The following is an 18,345-nucleotide window of genomic DNA, read 5'->3' as shown; positions in this document are numbered from 1 at the left end:
GCTCATTGGGTGTGTTGAAGATTTACGACATTTACAACAACCGCACATTGACTGCCCGAGTGTAGAATCACCTATAAGCGATTCTTTTTAACGAGCCTAGGCTAACCCTAGGCTTTTTTTATTGGCAGGCATTTAACGCAATCCTTTGTATTCCCGCCATCCTCCAAATTGGGTTATTTCTTGCATCCCTTCGCACAGATAGGATTCTCCGAGGATGCCTAATACTTCCCGGTTGTCAGCCAAGAGAATTTTTCCAACCGCGAGCCCGGCCGGTTCACGGCTTAACAATTCACCTATATTGGATGAGTCTATATCCCATATTTCTAAGGATATTTGCTTGCCACTTGAGCAACGTTGCATTGCAGGGTGCTGATCGTTAATAGACCAAAGACGGTAAAGGGGTGCGGTTAGCGTTTCTTCCACAAATACGCCGCCCAATTCAAGCAGATTGTGATTTAACTCTAAACCTCTCATCAGCGTGCCATTCACGGCGAATTCGATTTTCATTGTAAATTTCCTACATGGTGGCTACATGAGCCATAAAAACAAAAAAGCACTTAGGATTTTACTCTCTAAGTGCTTGATTTATTGGTTGCGGGGGCAGGATTTGAACCTACGACCTTCGGGTTATGAGCCCGACGAGCTGCCAGACTGCTCCACCCCGCGTCAGGAGCGGGATTATAGCACAAGCAAACGCGCGCAGGTCAATGAACATTGATTACAGTCTTTTTAATTAGGAGAATTTATTCAACATTGTGGTAAATGATTGTTCCATCGGGTTTGCTTATGCCGTTGCCAGGCAATTTCTTTTTTGATGGCGGTATCAATAATCTGCAGGACATTGCCAATGTTAACCGGTTTGTCTAGTTGCTTAACGGTTCCGGTTAAGCGTGCCTGAGGTAACTTACCGCGTTGATAGTAAGACCATATTTCCGCCGCATAATCGGATTGCGCTAATTCCGGCGCAAAGCGGCTTAAAAATGTCGTCAGGTTATCGATGTCGCGTTTGATCATCTGGCGCGCTTGGAAATTACTGGCTGCGTTAACGGCCTGGGGCAGATCAATAATTACGGGGCCTTGGCTATCGACCAGCACGTTATAAGGCGACAGATCGCCGTGCACGATCCCGGCGCATAGCATGGTGACAATTTGCTCGATTAAAATTTTGTGATAGGTGCGTGCTTGTTTCGGCGTCAGTATCAGATCATTCAACCGCGGTGCTACATTTCCTCCCGCATCGGTAACTAGCTCCATCAGGAGCACGCCGGAAAAAAAGTTATAGAATTTCGGCACGCGAATACCCGCCATTCCCAAACGGCAGAGCATGTCGACTTCAGTGCTTTGCCAGGATTCCTCGCGCGCACTGCGGCCATAATGGCTGCCGTTCTCTATCGCACGGGCGCGGCGGCTGTTTTTAGTCTTGCGTCCTTCGGTGTAGCAGGCGCGTTGATGGAAATTGCATTTGTTGCTTTCTTTGTATACTTTTGCGCAGCGGATTTGCTCGCCACTGCGCACCATATAAATCATCGCTTCTTTGCCGCTCATGAGCTGGCAAATCACGCTATCAATCAAACCTTCTTCAATCAGTGGCTCTAGTCGTTTGGGTATTCTCATTGAGTTTATGTCAGCGCACGTGGTTAAGGTACGCTTGTCATCCTCCTCTGCCGGGTAATGTAAATAATATGTTGTCCTTGCCGCGGTCATCGATATCAATCGAATTTGGGATAACCACGTTAAGCAAATTGTAGGAAGAATGATTTCTTTTTGGAATGTGGCATATTGTCGCGCGGCAAATTGCCACATAACAATCGCAAAAATGGAGTGCGGAAAAATTTCCGCCGATTCCATCAATTCAATGGAAAAACCAGCGCTACGAGTTCGCGCTAAATCGTTTAAAATAGCGCGGGAATATACAATTCAGCCGCCATATTGCGAAAATTCCGGGCGGCAGCGTCATGGTTATTGCCTTCACCATTCTCTGGGAGAAGTTTATGCAATCCGAAGAAGATTTATTTACCCACCAGGATACGCTGGCGAATTTGCATGAAAATTTCCCGTTAACCGAGAAATTGCGTTTTCTGCATCAAATCATCCGCCAGGATTTTCCCTTTGTCGACCGTTTGGCTATTGCGTTGTTCGACGAAAAAACGGAAATGCTCAAAACCTATACGCACAGTACCGAGGGCAACGATAGTCCGGTGACCACCTACGAAGCGCCGCTGAGCGCTGCGCCATCGTTATTGGCTATCATTGAGCACCGCCGCCCGCGCTTGGTGCAGGATCTGAACCTTTTTGCCAAAGGCACGCACGAACACACCAAACGGGTAGCCGCCACAGGTTATAAGTCCAGCTACACCATGCCGCTGTATCAAAGCAGCGTTTTTATCGGTTTTTTGTTCTTTAATTCGCTGCAAGAACATCCCTTTGAACCGAAAGCGCTGCGCCAGATCGATATTTACGGTCATTTGATTGCGCTGATGGTGATCAATGAGCTTTCCGCCATACGCACCTTGCTTGCCGCTGTGCGCGCGGCGCGCAGCATGACGCATTACCGCGATCTTGAAACCGGTTCGCATATCGACCGGACCGCGCACTACGCCCGCCTGATTGCACGCGAACTGGCGCCGAGTTATGGCATTTCCGATGAGCAGATCGAGCATATTTTTTTGTTTTCACCGATGCACGATGTCGGCAAAATCGGTATTCCGGATAATATCCTGCGCAAACCCAGCAGGCTGAACGAAGCGGAATTCGATATCATGAAAACGCATCCGGCGAAGGGCCGCGAGATCATCGATTCCGTGCTGGAAGATTTTGGTTTGGGCGCGTTTGGTCATACCAATATATTGCGCAATATCGCCGAGTTTCATCATGAAGCGGTCGACGGCAGCGGCTACCCGAATGGTTTGAAAGGCGAGGAGATTCCGATCGAAGCCCGTATCAGCGCGGTAGCCGATGTCTTCGATGCCTTGACATCGCGGCGTTCGTACAAGGCACCGTGGAGTAATGAAAAAGCATTTGGCATGCTGCGGCAGATGTCCAATTCCAAGCTGGATCAGGACTGCGTCGAAGCGTTGATCAATAATGCCGCGAAAGTGCTGGAAATGCAGCAGCGCTTCCGCGATATCGATTTGATGTAGAGATAAGAACCGGAAAAATTTATGTGCTGGAACCGTCGCGTCTGATCCAGTGCTGCACCACCAGGCTTCCCATCAGATCGCCCTCTACATTCACCATGGTGCGGAAAGTATCGAGTATCCGGTCAATCGGCAGCAATATGGCGATGGCTTCGGCCGGTAAGCCAACCGATTGCAGTACCATCACCATCGTCACCATACCGGCGCTGGGAATACCCGGTGCCCCCATCGCTGCGAGCATTGCGGTGACGAATACGATCATCTGTTGCATCAGACTGAGTTCAACGCCCACCAGATTGGCGATGAACAAAGCGGCAATCGCTTCGTAGAGCGCCGTGCCATCCATATTGACGGTGGCGCCCAACGGGATGACAAAACCCGCGACATCGCGCTTGACATGCAAATGCTGCTCGGCGCAGCGCAACGTAACAGGTAATGTCGCTGCGCTTGAACTGGTGGCAAAAGCGGTGATCAGCGCTTCACGCGCGCCCAGCCAGAATTTATACGGCGTGACACCGGTGATCAGATACAGAATCAAAGGCAACACCACCACACCGTGCAACAGCGTAGTGCCTAACACGACCGCTACAAACTTGAGCATCACCATAATCAGGCTGGTATCCTGCGTGGCCACCAGCTGCAGCACCAAGGCCATGATACCGAATGGCGCCAGACGCATGATCCAGCCTACCAGCATCATGATCAGTTCCAGGAATTCCTGCATCAAGGTCAGGATATTGCGGTAGCGTTCACCGCCAATGACCAGCGCGATACCGAGCAGCAACGCGAATATCACCACCGCCAGCACATTACCTTGCGCCAGCGCAGCGATCGGGTTCTGGAACAGCGAATGGAGGAAATGCGCAAAGAAATCCGGCAGCGACATCTGGGTGGCCTGAAAATTTTGCATCGCATCCTGAAACATCGCGATCTGCAATTCACTGCCAGGCCGGAAAATATTGGCGGCGGCCAATCCGAGCACGACCGCGAACGCCATGGTCGACATAAAGAAAATCAGCGTGACTTGCCAGACGCGATTCATTTGCTGGTGCGAGCGTAGATTGGCGACACCGACCACAATCGACGTGAAGACCAGCGGGATCAGAACCATGCGCAACAAGTCGGTAAACAAGGTGCCGGTCAGTTTTGCGGCATACAGTCCGCCTTGGCTGATCTCGGATTCCTGTCCAAGCATTGCGAACCATAAACCGAGCAGAACGCCCGATAGCGCGCCGAGCAAAATCTGATTATTGAGCGATAACTTGTTCACAAGCGGTTTACACCCAGTCCTTGCCGATCAGAAAATCTGAGTACAGTTTGCCTTCCGGGGTGTCCGCTGCCGGTTTCCAGTCGTAGCGCCATTTCACGATCGGCGGCAATGACATCAAAATCGACTCGGTGCGTCCGCCCGTTTGCAGCCCGAACAACGTGCCGCGATCCCATACCAGATTAAATTCCACATAGCGGCCGCGCCGGTACGCCTGGAAATCGCGTTCGCGTTCGCCGTACGGTGTGTCCTTGCGGCGTTCCAGAATAGGGCGGTACGCATTGAGGAAGTTCTCGCCGACGTTGCGCGTGAGTCTGAAGCAGGTGTCAAAATCAGGCTGATTCAAATCATCAAAGAAAACGCCGCCGATACCACGCGGTTCTTTGCGGTGCTTTAAAAAGAAGTAGTCATCGCACCATTTCTTCAAGCGCGGATAGATATCGCCGCCAAACGGTTGTAATGCATCCTTGCAGGTTTGATGAAAGTGGATCGCATCTTCCGTATAGCCGTAATACGGCGTCAGATCCATCCCGCCGCCAAACCACCACACCGGTTCCGCGCCTTCCTTGCGCGCCTCGAAAAAACGCACGTTCATATGCACCGTCGGCGCATACGGATTACGCGGATGCAACACCAGCGAGACGCCCATCGCTTCAAACGAACGCCCGGCCAATTCCGGCCGCGCCGCGGTAGCCGATGCCGGTAATCCTGCGCCATACACATGGGAAAAATTAACGCCGCCGCGTTCCAGGATATTGCCTTCTTCGATCACGCTGCTCATGCCGCCGCCGCCTTCCGGGCGATCCCATTGATCGCGCTTGAATGACTTGCCATCGACCTGCTCTATCCCTTTGACGATGCTGTCCTGCAAACTGATAAGAAATGCTTTCACTTGAGGTGTGTTCATGCAAACTCCTGGTTCCAATGTTATGAAAATGGCTCAAAACTCGCTGTGCCGGACAATAACCGCATTTTAGCGCAGGTATAGCATGAGGATGGTATTTCATTGTTGATGCGCCTCAAGTTTGCGCCTGATTGTTATCCTCGGCGGGTGGTCAGCAAATTGCCAAAAAGCAGGGGTACGTATGATAGACTCGCACAATCTTTTTTTAATACCCAAATAGCATCGTATGTCTGGCAATACACTTGGCACGCTTTTTACCGTTACTTCGTTTGGCGAATCGCACGGTCCCGCAATCGGTTGCATTATCGACGGCTGCCCGCCGGGACTGGCCATCAGCACCGAAGAGATTCAGCTTGAACTGGACCGGCGCAAACCCGGCACGTCGCGGCATGTCACGCAGCGGCGCGAATCCGATACCGTTGAGATTCTATCCGGCGTGTTTGAAGGACAAACCACCGGTACTCCGATCGCTTTGCTGATTCGCAATGAAGATCAGCGCAGCAAGGATTACAGCAAAATCATGGATACCTTCCGTCCCGGTCATGCGGATTACACTTACTGGCAGAAATACGGCATCCGCGATTACCGTGGCGGCGGACGCGCATCGGCGCGGGAAACGGCTGTCCGGGTCGCAGCAGGAGCGATTGCGAAGAAATGGCTGCATGAAAAATATGGCATTGTCATTCGTGGCTATATGGCGCAACTGGGTCCTGTTCAGATTCCTTTCAAACAATGGGACGATGTGCAGCAAAACCCGTTTTTCGTCGCGGACAGCAGCTATGTCGATCAACTGGAAACATTCATGGATCAATTGCGCAAATCCGGTGATTCGGTCGGCGCAAAAATCAGCGCGGTGGCACAGGGCGTCCCGGTCGGCTGGGGTGAACCGGTTTATGACCGGCTCGATGCCGAAATTGCTTACGCGATGATGAACATCAACGCAGTGAAAGGCGTGGAAATCGGCGCGGGGTTTGCCAGTGTGACGCAGAAAGGCACGCAACATTCCGATGAAATGACGCCGGATGGTTTCTTGAGCAACAACGCGGGAGGTATTTTAGGCGGTATTTCCACCGGACAGGATATCGTCGTCCATGTCGCCATCAAACCGACCTCTAGCATCCGCCTCGGGCGGCGCTCAATCGATAAAGACGGCAATCCGGCTATCGTCGAAACGCATGGCCGGCACGATCCCTGTGTCGGCATCCGTGCAACGCCAATTGTCGAAGCCATGCTTGCTTTGGTATTGATGGATCACGCTTTGCGGCATCGCGCGCAAAATGCCGATGTGAATTGTAAAACACCAAAAATTCCCGGCAGCGTGAATGGCACAGCAAGTGCTGCACCGGCAGCGCAAGCGCCATGCAAAGAAGACCCGGAGCCGGAAGAAGATATGTAGCGGAAATCGCGCCCAGATGCAGTTTAATCTTGACAAGACCGGCCAAATACACGATCATCGCCCCCGCAAAAAGTAATTGTGATGATTGATAGAAAATCGGCATGGCCGATTACAGTTTGAAGGCATCGAATACAGCAGCAGAAACATAAGTTCGAATCCCGTGATTGCTTCAATCTGATATAATCTCCCGGTTGCTTAAACAAGCTGGAAGTAATTAGATTGCACAATGCGCCCGTAGCTCAGTTGGATAGAGTACTTGGCTACGAACCAAGGGGTCGTGGGTTCGAATCCTGCCGGGCGCGCCATTCATTTCATCGGATATCTATTACAACTGCCAGTAAATGGTTTTGTCCGTTTATTGCCACTTTCCAAATGGCCAAGTAGCTCAGTCGGTAGAGCAGAGGACTGAAAATCCTTGTGTCGGTGGTTCGATTCCGCCCTTGGCCACCAATAAAAATAAGCACTTAGAGAATAAAAAAACCTAAGTGCTTTTTTATTTAATTAAATCGATGCCACCACTGTCACCGGCATTGACCAGCGTTAAACAACACAAATGTAAAAGCTCGCGCTATTTGGCACTAATTTGCGCGTTATTTGGCACTGAGCTTTTTCCGGTTTAACGCTGGATTTCTAAAAATTCCGGATTATTAACTCACTTCTTTTTGCAGCCCTGTCAGCACCTCCAACTGTATACGTTATTCCCACCGCTTGCATGATCAATCCTGCGAATGCTTTTTGCATTTCCGGGATGTCGTTGACCGTGATGATCATCTTGCCTTTGATGGTTTTGGCCAGCTCGGCCAGGCGGTCGTACTGATCCAAGCCGAAGTCAACGCCATACCCTTCCGTGTCCCAGTAAGGCGGATCGCAAAAGAATAAAGTGTGCGGCCGGTCGTATCTATTGATGCATTCGTGCCAATCCAGGTGCTCGATGAATGTCCGGGCCAGTCTGATATGCGCTTGGCTCAAATCCTCCTCGATACGCAGCAGGTTGAAGCGCGGCGGGCTGGTGGTTGCGGTACCGAAGTTTTGGTCGGACACTTTGCCGCCGAATGCCAGCTTCTGCAAATAATAGAAGCGCGCGGCTCTTTGTATGTCGGTGAGCGTTTCTTCCGGTGTTATTTGCAGCCACTTGAATATTTCTCGGCTAACTAGAGACCAGCGGAACTGCCGGATAAACTCATCCAGGTGGTTTTTAACCACGCGATACATATTCACCAGCTCACCATTGATATCGTTCAGCACCTCGACGTCCGCCTGCTCTTTCATGAAGTATAGCGCGGCCGCGCCGCAGAACGGTTCCACGTAGCAAGTGTGCGGCTGGAACAACGGCAATATGTGCTTTGCCAGGCGGCGTTTACCGCCAATCCAAGGAATAACGGGGTAATTCTTGTTCATACTGTAAGCCTCTCTTTTTTTATATATGTTAGGCTCGTCCTGCTGTGTCGATATAGCAGGAAGCCTTGGCTGTGGCTCACAGCTCATCTCTGTGGGTTACGGTGGCCGGGTCATGTTAGTAGCATGATCCGGCCGCTTCCTTTTTTGTTAAATAGTAAAAAACTCGCGGTCGTAGAAATTGACCGCGCCATACTCAATGCTGCATGCCGGGCCGGACGATGCTTTCCCAAGCGTGTAAAGTAGCGCGATGTTGTGCCGCGCGAGCGGTAACAGGTACGCTCCCGTTTGTTGCTCGCCTAGCTGCTCGTGCGAAAAAACCACCTCTCCCGTATCGACTCGTTGCACAACGCAGCGGGTGATCCCGGTTGTTAGATCCTGCTGATATCCAGCTCCCGGAATCCAGATGTAGTTTCGCGCCGGACGTTTGATATAGAACTTCATGACCAGCGGCACATTCAGCGGAACGTTCGATGTCGCGGGTTCTTTAGACCAAATAAATTTATTGTTCTTAACCAGCGAATCGTACTCAGGATGCGGCGATGGAGCGCCGCCTACTCCCCAGTCCGATCCGGTGGCATTATTGCCAAAATCATCGCCTTGCAACCGCCAAACCAGGCGGCCAGGGCTAGATCGTTTCAAAACCGACAAAGTCACACGATAGTCACCCGCATTTATGCTACCGGCATATCCGGATGTTTTTATACCGCACAGCTGCATAAAATGTGCGTTGCTGACATCCTCAACGTATTTCAGTATGTCAAATAGGTTTGCAGACAGACGGAAGTAGATCTCCCATGCCAGCATATCAACGTGATTGAGTCCATAGTTAACTAGATAAAGGCCCGTTTGCGGGCGCGTAATATTCCCGCCCTCCGGAGTTGGCCCAACAATGTGCGTGATCGTTAACTGATTTCCCAGCACGCCAGGCATAGTCGACGGCCCAAGAACAACCGAATTGTTGGAGCTGAAATCAGCGAGGTTTACACTGTTGCGAGTTATCGATTGGATGTGTGTCGATGCGCCCGGCCCGTAGATATTTGCTGCATCAGCAAATGCTCTACCGAGCGAGTCAGTGCCAATTACATCGAGATAATAATTATTCCACGGATCCGATGTAGATCCGACACGATACGGCGCGCTGAGCGCTATGCTGCCATCGTAGCGCGATCCCCAGATATTGATCGGTACATCAGCATTAATACTGGGCTGCCACAATGCCCACGGATCGACCAGCAGGTTCATCTTGCGAGCCTCACAATGGCCAGGTTGGGACGCATAAATGCCATCGCGGCTGATAATTTACCGCCGATGATCAATGTTGATCCGCTGGCCGTGTTGACAGTGCCAGCCGTGGCCGGGAGAGCCGTAGAACCCACACCGATACCGTGCCCTGCTGCCATAGCGTTTATTTGCGCAGTTTTGCTGCCCTTGTTGCGGATCGTCGTAATATACGATCCAGAGTCTTGTGTTGTAATCCCGGAGGCAAATGCATCCATGTTGTTGACACCATCGGTAAGCCGCACTATAGGCGTCTTGGAGACTGCGGAGTTGGTGTAGTCGTACCCAGTAATAACGGAAAAACACGAATTATCCAGCAGCGGCGGCACCGACAAGCTCAAAAACGGCACAAAATCATTAGGCAATGCGATGATCGGCGCTAAGCGCCCTGGGTCATACGACAAATTGATCTCAATCGATGTGCCTGTTGAGTCGGGCGCTGGTATCGCTGTTATGTCGTAAAACCCCGGAATCCAGCCTGCGCCACCGGAAACATATATTGATTTAGTCGGAGTGGTAGCAAAAGCATTTGTTAAACCATGCGCTCCACCGGCAGTGATTAATGTCCGATTCCCTCCTGCCGCGCTTGATAGCGTGTATCCCGTGAATGTCGCAGCAGGGACGATCCAGGCTTTCGGTACGCCAGTCATGATGCCGAGGACGATTTCGCCGTTGCGAAAATACCATTCATCATTCCTCGCCACGACATCCGCGCCAGCATACCCGACATTGCGCACACGCATGAACTTGCCCGGATTGAGCGCAGCGGTAGGCAAATCAGTCCAGTTATCTACGATCAGGCTGCTATTTAATTTGCCGAGCCAGCCGGTTAAATTGAATTGTGTTCCGCCAAACATACTATTCTCCTTCCCAGGTAATTAAGTCGATCTCCGCCGCTGTCGTAGCTGCGGCGACGGCTGTTTTTTTGGCTTTCAGTGCTTCGGCGGCATCGTAGCCACGGTCTGATATTGCGCGGCCGAGCGTTTGCAGGTCTTCGTAGGTCATCGTGTGATCGGCACCGGATATGTCCGGCCAGAACGCATTCGGTCGTACGCTGCCAGGCACTAGCACTTCCGCCAGCAGCGCTCGTGCGTCCTTGTCTGCACGCCAGGTTTGCCCAGCATGTGTAATGTTTGAATACTGATACGCCTGGCACGCGGCTTCGAGTTCCGCGATTTTCTCGAGTCGTTTAGCTGGCAAAAGCACTTGTTCGCCCACGGCGTTAATCGTCCAAACACCGTCCGTGTAGGCCCAGCCGCCCCCCGTGAATCCTTCCGGGATTTCGGCCACCTCGTCGAGCACGAAATCATTCGGGTCAATGTTGCTGCGGAAGGTCCAACCGGCACCGCGCAACCCCGCTTCATCGAGCACCAGATCGTTCCCCACGAACAGAACCACGTTATCAGCGTTGCGTTTGACGATCTTCATCAGGCTGCCAACTCCAATGTTTTAGCGCTTAAGTAGGTATCCTTGTTGCGGCAAACTTGCATCACGTGACCGCTGTCCAGCGCGGCAACACCGGCATAGAATGCCGTTGTGCCCACATTCGGCTCGGCGTTTTCGGATACTTTGCCGAGCACAATCATGTCGTCGTCGGTGATTTTGATCGTGGCACCATCAACGCCAGCGCTAAAACCGCCGGTCATTGCTATGTAGATATTGTTCGCATCCAGCTTGGTGGCTGTAATCTGCGCGGATGTGCCGATGCCAAGGCTAAACACCTTGCTACGCAGCAGCACCGGCGACGTGCCCGAAATATCGATCAGCGACACCATGAAATCAGCAATCGAGCGGTCGCCGAAGTTGGTCACCACCACTGTGCGGCTGGCGGATAGCACGGCCATACCGAATTGCGTTGTGCTTGCTTGCGTGTCGGCCAAGTTCAGGCCGCTGCCGGTGGCCGATGGGGTTGAACCGCTGATTGCCTCTAACCTCAATTGCACTTTTTTGCCGGAATTATCCCGGTGCGCCATCAGTGCCTTATTTGCCGATACTCTTTCTGCACGCATAAATGCACCGTGGCTACCCGCGGAATCCGCAACGGCTTCGGCGCTTTCATTGACCACACTTGAAACGATATCGAGAACCCGCATTCTTGGTGTGCCGGCACTCGTACCTTGGTACAGCGCGAGCAGTTGCGACGCCGACAATGCCGTGACGGCCGTACCGATGCCGCCCGTGGTTGCGTCGATCTGCTTGACTGCGCCGGGTGTGAAAGCGGTGCTGCTGATAATATTGAGCACCACGGCCTGCGTTTCGCCGGTTGATTTTTTGTACACCACACAAGCCTGGCTGGGTGTCTGCGCGGCGATGCTGATGTAACCGGCATCGTGATTGATCACCTGCGCCGGTGTTCCGGAGGCGGAACCGTAATTGAGCACGACAGCGTCGAGATACGTGGTTGAGTTGTTTTTAAACGCGCAGATCGCCTGAGTGGCTGTCAGCATCGCCACAGCAATGAAGTTGCTTGCGACCGCATTGAGCACTTCCGCGTTATTCCCGTTGTATATTTGATCCACATCCTGGCCGCTGGCGTGCCACACACCCGGAATCGTGCTCACGTCCGAGCAGTGGAATGCGACGACCTGGCCGGGCTGGATGTAGCACACGAAACGCCCGCCGCTTGCGCGGTATGCGAACCGGTAAGTTCCGACGTTTTTAACCACAAAAATCGAACTACCCTTGGTCAGCGTTGATGCTGCTGGCGCGTACATGCTTTTGTTCGGCGCGGTCAACGCGACGATTTGCAGGCGGCCGCTGCTGGCGGTCAGGGTGATATCCACCGCGCTGGTGGTTGTGTCAGCACCACCGGTGCTGGTTCTGACGCGCGGGGACCAGTTTGCGGGATCAAGGGCCGGGTCGACATTCCTGGTTCCGGCACCTTTATTGCGATAATCCAGATAATCAGTTGGCGACCAGCGTACGTCGCCGTCGGCGTATGTCCCGGCCACCCATTTGGCGTTTGCCACGGCCGCTACAGCAGATTCGGCGCGGGCGGCGTCTTCTTCGACTTGCGCGCCCAGGGCGTTTAACGCCGCACCGTACAAATTGAACGTTCCAAGCGTATCGCCCCACGCCAAATTATATTGAGACTCCGTTTGCGTTGCCGCATTCGGCAGATTAGTAAATGACGGAACCGTTATGCTCATCAGATGCCTCTTATTTTTAGGTTTATTTGTGATAACCGGTGGTTTTGCGTCGTAAATCGGAAGCGCTGGTACGGGCCGATCAGCACGTGCATTTGCCGGTAATTATCGATGTTGTGCATTGCCGACCACACCACGGCTTTGCCGTTGGCCAGCCCTTTGAATTGCAGTGCGCGATTCACGCGCTTGGCTTCAATCTCCAACTGCATTTCCAGACCGGGCATGCTCGGGGCCGGATCAAATACCGCTTTTCCGGCTTCATAGGTGATATCCGAGTAATTTTCGGCTTCCGCAACCGTGTTCCATTCGACTTCGCCGATATCTACCGCCATGCCGATTGCGAATCTATCCAGCTGGCACACGCCATCCGGATGCGTCAGCCGTACCGTAACCACCGGATCGGCTACCGGCGGCACATCAAACGTGGCAAAGACCGTTTCGTAAATAAAAGGGGAGAATGCGATTTCGTACGGCGTCATCGCGTGGCGCGCAAGCAAATCCTGTGTGATGTGCAGCACTTCGGCACCGCCTATACCGTCTTGCACGATTACTTCCGCCACGGCGGCTTTTATGCCGATCAGCACTACCGCATTGATGCGGCTTCCGGGGCGGATCGTGGTGATCATCGGCGAGCCGCCGACGCTCGGCAAGCCGCGATTCCATTCAAATTGCCGCCAGCGGTTGGTATAGCTTTTGAGTATCCACTTCGTGCGCGGCAATGTGGATGGATTATCGGTGTTGCCATTTTCCAGCGATTCATATACCAGGTGGCTATTTGCAGTTATCACGCTGACCTGATCGAATTCGGCGTAAGTTCCTGCTACCCAAGCCGGTTCCGTACCAGCAGGCTCGGCCAGATTGCTGCTTACTAGCATGGCATCGGTAATATCGACCGGGATGAATGCTTTTACTTGAGCGGCCGTCATGCCACATTCCTCGTCCGCACCGTTGTCCCGCCCTGAGTGACGGCGTCCAGCTTATCGGCCACACGCTCGTTGTACTCGTTGTTTTTGCCGATAAGCGCAATCAGCGCCAGCAGTTGCTGCACAACGTCGTCGTTATTCAGCAGTTTTGACAAATCGTTATTGCTGGCAATACTGGCCGGGCCGGTCATTTCTAACTCCGGGCCGTTCTCTCCGACGATGCGCAGCCCGCCACGGTGGAAACCACCCTTGGCAAATCGCGGCAGGCCGCGCGCATCGGCCCAGGCGTACAGGTCGGTGATGTTTTTCCCCGTTGCGGCGGCGTAATCGACGAAACCAACGCCGTTTTTATCCGCTGCGTTATAGATTTCCATGCCTGTGCGGCCGGGCGTGTTGGCAAAATCGCGGATTTGCTGGTATGTGATGCCCGAGCGTGTGGTGCCGATGGTGGCACCACCGGCCGCAACGCTGGCGGCGTTGAACTGGCCGATTGCCTCGGCCAGCGTTAAAACACCGGCATTGATGCCGTTGAGCGCATCGATTTGCGCTTGGCCTTGGGTGAGCATGCCGTCCAATCCGGCAATCTGGCGCTCAAAGCCTTCGGTTAGCGCTGTGCGTTGCGCTTCCAGGGCGGCCAGACTGCGCTCATCGAGCGTCAATTGATCGCCTGCAACCTTGCCGAGATCGGCCACCAGAAGGGCTGTTTTGGCTTGTTCTCTTGCATATTCAAAGCTGCCCGCAAAACCTGGCGCGCCGCGCCCCAGCGTGCTGAGCGCTTCGCGCAGGCTGTCCGCTTCCGGCAGTGATCCACCGGAGCGTCCGGTGCTGATGGCATCCATGATTTGCCGTTTTGCCGCGTCGCGCGTCATCGGCACGATTTGGCTGGCGGTGGCTTTCAGGGCATCGGACAGGCTTTTGAGCTTACCAATAGACTGCGTAACGCTGTCGATGTGGCCGTTGACGTTGGTCAGCGCTTCGTTGTAATCCTTCGTGATCTTGTCTTTTTCCGCGCCCACGGCTTTTTGCAGTGCGCCGAAGGCGGTTGCGGCCGCGTCCCTGTTTTTTTGCACGGCGGCACGCTCATCTTCAATCAGGTAAATGCGCTGCTGTAACTCACGGTTCGCCGGGTCGAGCGCGGCGAGTTCGCGGTTGCGCAGCTCGGCCGTATTACTTTGTAGTTGCAATAGCTGGGTTTCTAATCCAAGACGTTCTTGCTGTACTTGAGCAGCCTGCTGGCGTTGTTGCTCAACCAGTTGATCTTGCGCGTTGCGCACTGACACAAACGCCGGGGCAAGATTGAGCAGCGATTGCAACAACGATTCAGATATGCCATTGACCTGGCCGAACGATTCCACCAAGCCTTTAAATTGATCCTTGGTCAGATCGGACGATAATCCCAGCGCTTGCAGCTGCTCGCCCAGGCGCGTTTGCGATTGCGTCAGCAATTCCTCGCTTGAGTAAAAATTCTGCGAATAAAACGCCGCTTTTTGCCCCAAAGCATCCGTGCCACCGGCCGCATCGACAAATGCCGTCCGGCCCTGGAATGTGGTGCCGCTGATCATCGCCTTGGCGTCGGCGGCGGATTTGCCAAGAATTAACGATGCTGCGTCGACCAGGCTGTTAAATTCGGTACCGAGGCGGCTGACCGTTTGCAGGGCGGTTTCGCCGCGTTTGGCCAGCTCGTCGACTTGAGGTAGCAAGCTACGTGCCAGACCGTCAGTGATTTTTTCGATTTCTTTGCCGATTTGCTCCTCAGAAAGCATCTTGCCTTTGTCTGAGAGCAGGTTGATCGAGTAGCCGAATTTATCGATTCCTTCGGTGCTGACACCCAGATCCTTACCTATTTGCCGCAGGCTGGAACTGGTTTGTTTGGTAGTATCGTTGATCAGGCCGAATACTTCGCGCGCGGTTTTAGCGAGATCATCCGCAAAACCTTGCAATTTGCGGTTATCCGTCCATGTTTGCCCGGTCATGTCAACGCGCGCAAAATCTGTTTTGTCACTCCGGAACAAGCCGCCCGAGGCAACAAATCGAGTCTGGAGCTGGCCCGACTCGAACCCTTCCGCGCCGATCTCACCGGTTAACGATGTGCCGCGCTGTTTTAACGGGCCACGGCCGAACAGACCATTCAGCAACGGCCCCAGCACCGGTACATAGTTGAGCACCTTGCCGACACCGCCACCAATGAGCTTGTCACCGGCGAGCAGCCGGGTGATTTGATCGACGGCTGCAATGGCAATGGCTGGGCCAGCAACGCTGGCAAATGATGCGCCCATGCTTGCCGCCGTGCTAGCGCCGGATGCACCCCACAATGCTGATGCTCCCGCTTGAGCGGCCGCTTGCGTGCCAGTGACTCCCATTCCGGCAAAGAAAGAGCCTGCCGATCCAGGCAAATAGCTTCCTACACTGCTCAATAAAGACGTAGCACCGAAACCTGATTTAAGCAGTCCCAGTCCGTTCGACGCCAGACTTGCAGCATTCAGCGCGCTCATGCCGCTTGATGCAGCGTTTGCCCCAGCAGCGCCGACAAAACTGCTTTCCAGAGATGTACCGATGTTGATTACCCATTTGCGGATCGTGAGCTGGTAGAGCAAATCGAACAGCGATGTTTTGATTGCATCGCCAATCGATTGCATGGCCGACTTGCCGTGTGCCGCGAACTGGATAAACGCTTGCTTCCCCGTTTGCTCTATACTCGACCAGGTTTGATTCCAGGCTTGCGCGTAGCGCTTTACTTCCTGCTCTTGCATTAGTTGCTGTTGCAGGTTGCCGGTCGCTTCCAGATCGTTTGCATAGCTGATGTACGCATCGTGCATATCGCCCGCATATACAGCGGCGTTGCGGATCACGGCGGCGGTTTCGCGCTCTTTGGCACCGGCCATTGCGATGACCTGGTCGCGCGTCAAACCGATCAAGGCGTTTTGCGCGCGCAGGTCTTCCAGTTGCTGGCGCAGTTGCTTGGTTTGGCTGTTGCCCAGGTTGATCAGCGCCTTGGACTGCTCTTCAATAAATTTTTTATTGGCAGCAACTTGTTCCTGCTGTAAAGCAAGCTGTCCGTAGGCTGCGGCTTCCGCCATGATCTGTTTTTTCAGCGCTTCATTTGGCGCTTTTGCAGCATCGATTGAGGCGGCAAGCATTTTGCGCTGAATAACGTTCAGCCCGATTTCGGCTGTCTCCCGCTTCAGCGCCGCAACTGCTTTCTCAGAATCTTCTATTTCTTTTTTGCGTGCCTTTTCGGCTTTCTCCGCAGCATCGGCCCATTCTTTCGGCAATTCCGGTTTCGTGCCTGGCGTGACGGCTTTTTTGCCGGACAGCGCTTCCGCGCTGGTCAGCGCGGCTTGTTCCAGTTTCTTCAGATCCTGGATGCCGTCATCAATGCGTTGCGACAGCAGATCGGCTTGTTTTTTATCAAACAGCAGATCGCCAATCAGCGGGATATGCTTGCGGTTGCCGAGCGATTCCAGCTCCGCGCGCATTTCAATGATTTTTTGTTTTTGCGCATCGACTGCGGATAGCACTTTCGCGCCGGATAGCGCATCGACAAAGCGCGTGGCCAGCACGATGCCGCTGGATAGCAGATCTAGCAGGCCGGTGTTGCCAATGGCAGTTTTAAGGTCGGTGAATGAGTTTTCCAGGCGGTTGATCTTGGCATTCAGGCCCCGAGCAGATTCCTGAGCTTGCGCACTGAACATCTCATTGAAACCTCTGGTTAGCGCAGGTATCAATCTATCTGTCGCGAGCTTTCCTGTGGCCATCAGATCAAGCAATTCGCGCTCAGTCAGATCCATGCCGCTTGCAGCGGCCTGTAACGCGCCTGGCATGGCTTCGGACAATTGCCCGGTAAATTCTTCTGCGGTGACTTTGCCCTTGTTCATCATTTGCTGAACCGCAACAAATGCGCGCCCAGTCTGCTCTGTCGACAACCCCAGAACAGCGGACGCTTGAGCCATAGCCAGAAAAATATCACGAGTGGCTTGCCCTTCGAGCTTTGTACCCTTGGCCGAAACTGTCAGTTTTGCATATTGCCCGGACACAACCGCAAATTGAAGTCCAAGCCGCTCAGATTCTTGCCGTAAGAAAGAAATTTCTTGCGCGGCTGCTTCAGCACTTCCAACACCGACTTTAAGCGTGTTATTCAGTCGCTCATTAGCCAAAGCGGTATCAATAACCGCCCTGGCTCCGCCCAAGACGGCGTTGTACGAAACATATGCGGCCGCAACAGCGCCAATTTGCGACCTCAACCCGCCCATGATATCGATATTCGATTTTGCGGCCGACTGCTGTGCTTCATAAGCGCTGATCGCGCGATTGCTGGCTTCAACCGACGCACGTTGCGCTTCATTGAGCTTTAACTGTGCCGCATCGTAGGCGCGCACCTGCATCGCCGTCATGCCGAGCGTGTCCGCCTGACGTTTCAGACTGGAAGTGAAACGCTCGGCCGCCGCAGCCGATTCATTGTTACCGCGCTTGGCCGTATCCGCCAGGCTTGCGAGCGCATTCTTTGCCGCACTCGCTTGCGCGACGAGCACGCGCCCGTCAGCGGTTATGCGAATGCCGACATCGAGCATCTTGCTCATTTGCGGTTCAACATCTCAAGGGCAGCGCTTTCCATTGCGATCAAATGATCGAGCAGGGTGCGACGCTTGGTTGGGCGGATGTTGTGCATGGTCAGTGTGCTTTCGATGTCAGACCGGGCGATGGTGTGGAATTGACCTGACAAGTAGTCACGAGGGAAGCATTTCCCCAGTGATAGAAATATCTGCAGGGTTTTCCAGTTTTCCGGCCAAACTGCAAAATATTCATCTTCTTGCTCCGCTTCGCTGTCTTCGATTAACTGTTGCCACTCTTCCGAGTCAGCGGCGCGCGGATCTATCGGTTGCGCCGCTGGTCTTGCCG

The 18,345-nt window shown here is 53.4% G+C and carries 14 protein-coding genes and 3 tRNA genes; 4 read left to right on the top strand and 13 right to left on the bottom strand.

The features are described 5' to 3' along the window. Positions 1-132: 132 nt before the first annotated feature. From ABD07_RS04105 to ABD07_RS04095, 3 genes are all read right to left on the bottom strand, one after another. Positions 133-507 (bottom strand): allophanate hydrolase-related protein, encoded by a 375-nt coding sequence (locus ABD07_RS04105; protein ID WP_160817243.1) that lies wholly within the window; start codon positions 505-507, stop codon positions 133-135. An 82-nt stretch (positions 508-589) separates the two neighbouring features. Continuing rightward, positions 590-666, bottom strand: a tRNA-Met gene (locus ABD07_RS04100). 81 nt (positions 667-747) lie between these two features. Continuing rightward, on the bottom strand, positions 748-1,614 hold the full coding sequence (locus tag ABD07_RS04095) for a PA4780 family RIO1-like protein kinase (protein WP_160817242.1): 867 nt from the start codon (positions 1,612-1,614) through the stop codon (positions 748-750). Between the two features lie 377 nt (positions 1,615-1,991). Between ABD07_RS04095 and ABD07_RS04090 the strand changes: the two genes are divergently transcribed. Next, positions 1,992-3,140, top strand: coding sequence for an HD-GYP domain-containing protein (locus tag ABD07_RS04090; protein ID WP_160817241.1), 1,149 nt, complete (start codon positions 1,992-1,994; stop codon positions 3,138-3,140). 19 nt (positions 3,141-3,159) lie between these two features. On the opposite strand, the gene ABD07_RS04085 is transcribed toward ABD07_RS04090, so the two are convergent. After that, entirely contained in the window at positions 3,160-4,407 is a 1,248-nt protein-coding gene (locus tag ABD07_RS04085; RefSeq protein ID WP_160817240.1) for a cation:dicarboxylate symporter family transporter, read from the bottom strand. Positions 4,408-4,414: 7 nt separating this feature from the next. Next, entirely contained in the window at positions 4,415-5,311 is an 897-nt protein-coding gene (gene hemF, locus ABD07_RS04080; protein WP_160817239.1) for an oxygen-dependent coproporphyrinogen oxidase, read from the bottom strand. Between the two features lie 223 nt (positions 5,312-5,534). Here hemF and aroC point away from each other — a divergent pair, with 223 nt between their 5' ends. The 3 genes from aroC to ABD07_RS04065 all read left to right on the top strand — a co-directional run bounded on the left by aroC (position 5,535) and on the right by ABD07_RS04065 (position 7,154). Further along, complete coding sequence (aroC, locus tag ABD07_RS04075) at positions 5,535-6,704, top strand: chorismate synthase (protein ID WP_160817238.1); 1,170 nt, start codon at positions 5,535-5,537, stop codon at positions 6,702-6,704. A gap of 228 nt (positions 6,705-6,932) precedes the next feature. Next, positions 6,933-7,009, top strand: a tRNA-Arg gene (locus ABD07_RS04070). Positions 7,010-7,078: 69 nt separating this feature from the next. Continuing rightward, positions 7,079-7,154 (top strand) — tRNA-Phe (locus ABD07_RS04065). A gap of 180 nt (positions 7,155-7,334) precedes the next feature. Here the strand turns inward: ABD07_RS04065 and ABD07_RS04060 are convergent. From ABD07_RS04060 to ABD07_RS15330, 8 genes are all read right to left on the bottom strand, one after another. Then, positions 7,335-8,102, bottom strand: coding sequence for a DNA adenine methylase (locus tag ABD07_RS04060; protein ID WP_160817237.1), 768 nt, complete (start codon positions 8,100-8,102; stop codon positions 7,335-7,337). A gap of 147 nt (positions 8,103-8,249) precedes the next feature. Next, the gene (locus ABD07_RS04055) at positions 8,250-9,344 is read right to left on the bottom strand and encodes a hypothetical protein (protein ID WP_160817236.1); all 1,095 of its coding nucleotides are present in this window, start codon (positions 9,342-9,344) and stop codon (positions 8,250-8,252) included. Then, positions 9,341-10,237, bottom strand: coding sequence for a hypothetical protein (locus tag ABD07_RS04050; protein ID WP_160817235.1), 897 nt, complete (start codon positions 10,235-10,237; stop codon positions 9,341-9,343). The genes ABD07_RS04055 and ABD07_RS04050 overlap by 4 nt, the downstream gene beginning before the upstream one ends. Position 10,238: 1 nt before the next feature. Further along, complete coding sequence (locus ABD07_RS04045) at positions 10,239-10,766, bottom strand: DUF4376 domain-containing protein (protein WP_160817234.1); 528 nt, start codon at positions 10,764-10,766, stop codon at positions 10,239-10,241. 41 nt (positions 10,767-10,807) lie between these two features. After that, entirely contained in the window at positions 10,808-12,529 is a 1,722-nt protein-coding gene (locus ABD07_RS04040; protein ID WP_160817233.1) for a hypothetical protein, read from the bottom strand. Then, a complete protein-coding gene (locus ABD07_RS04035) occupies positions 12,529-13,452 on the bottom strand; it encodes a hypothetical protein (RefSeq protein ID WP_160817232.1) in 924 nt (307 codons plus the stop codon). The genes ABD07_RS04040 and ABD07_RS04035 overlap by 1 nt, the downstream gene beginning before the upstream one ends. Beyond that, positions 13,449-18,026 carry a tape measure protein gene (locus ABD07_RS04030; RefSeq protein ID WP_160817231.1) on the bottom strand — a complete coding sequence of 1,526 codons (4,578 nt, stop codon included), beginning with the start codon at positions 18,024-18,026 and terminating at the stop codon, positions 13,449-13,451. The genes ABD07_RS04035 and ABD07_RS04030 overlap by 4 nt, the downstream gene beginning before the upstream one ends. Next, positions 18,023-18,280, bottom strand: coding sequence for a DUF1799 domain-containing protein (locus ABD07_RS15330; protein ID WP_420813492.1), 258 nt, complete (start codon positions 18,278-18,280; stop codon positions 18,023-18,025). Before ABD07_RS15330 ends, ABD07_RS04030 begins: the two co-directional genes overlap by 4 nt. Positions 18,281-18,345: the final 65 nt, after the last annotated feature.

This window comes from Nitrosomonas oligotropha, from assembly GCF_009833085.1.
Classification (GTDB): domain Bacteria; phylum Pseudomonadota; class Gammaproteobacteria; order Burkholderiales; family Nitrosomonadaceae; genus Nitrosomonas; species Nitrosomonas oligotropha.
The sequence above is the reverse complement of the archived record's forward strand: the minus strand, read 5'-3'. Positions and strand labels throughout refer to the sequence as shown.

Excerpts from the sequence above, each read along its gene's own strand:
- ABD07_RS04105 (WP_160817243.1), bottom strand. The coding sequence starts at position 507 with ATGAAAATCGAATTCGCCGTGAATGGCACGCTGATGAGAGGTTTAGAG.
- hemF (WP_160817239.1), bottom strand. The coding sequence starts at position 5,311 with ATGAACACACCTCAAGTGAAAGCATTTCTTATCAGTTTGCAGGACAGC.
- ABD07_RS04060 (WP_160817237.1), bottom strand. The coding sequence starts at position 8,102 with ATGAACAAGAATTACCCCGTTATTCCTTGGATTGGCGGTAAACGCCGC.
- ABD07_RS04050 (WP_160817235.1), bottom strand. The coding sequence starts at position 10,237 with ATGTTTGGCGGAACACAATTCAATTTAACCGGCTGGCTCGGCAAATTA.
- aroC (WP_160817238.1), top strand. The coding sequence starts at position 5,535 with ATGTCTGGCAATACACTTGGCACGCTTTTTACCGTTACTTCGTTTGGC.
- ABD07_RS04090 (WP_160817241.1), top strand. The coding sequence starts at position 1,992 with ATGCAATCCGAAGAAGATTTATTTACCCACCAGGATACGCTGGCGAAT.
- ABD07_RS04055 (WP_160817236.1), bottom strand. The coding sequence starts at position 9,344 with ATGAACCTGCTGGTCGATCCGTGGGCATTGTGGCAGCCCAGTATTAAT.
- ABD07_RS04095 (WP_160817242.1), bottom strand. The coding sequence starts at position 1,614 with ATGAGAATACCCAAACGACTAGAGCCACTGATTGAAGAAGGTTTGATT.
- ABD07_RS04035 (WP_160817232.1), bottom strand. The coding sequence starts at position 13,452 with ATGACGGCCGCTCAAGTAAAAGCATTCATCCCGGTCGATATTACCGAT.
- ABD07_RS04030 (WP_160817231.1), bottom strand. The coding sequence starts at position 18,026 with ATGAGCAAGATGCTCGATGTCGGCATTCGCATAACCGCTGACGGGCGC.
- ABD07_RS04040 (WP_160817233.1), bottom strand. The coding sequence starts at position 12,529 with ATGAGCATAACGGTTCCGTCATTTACTAATCTGCCGAATGCGGCAACG.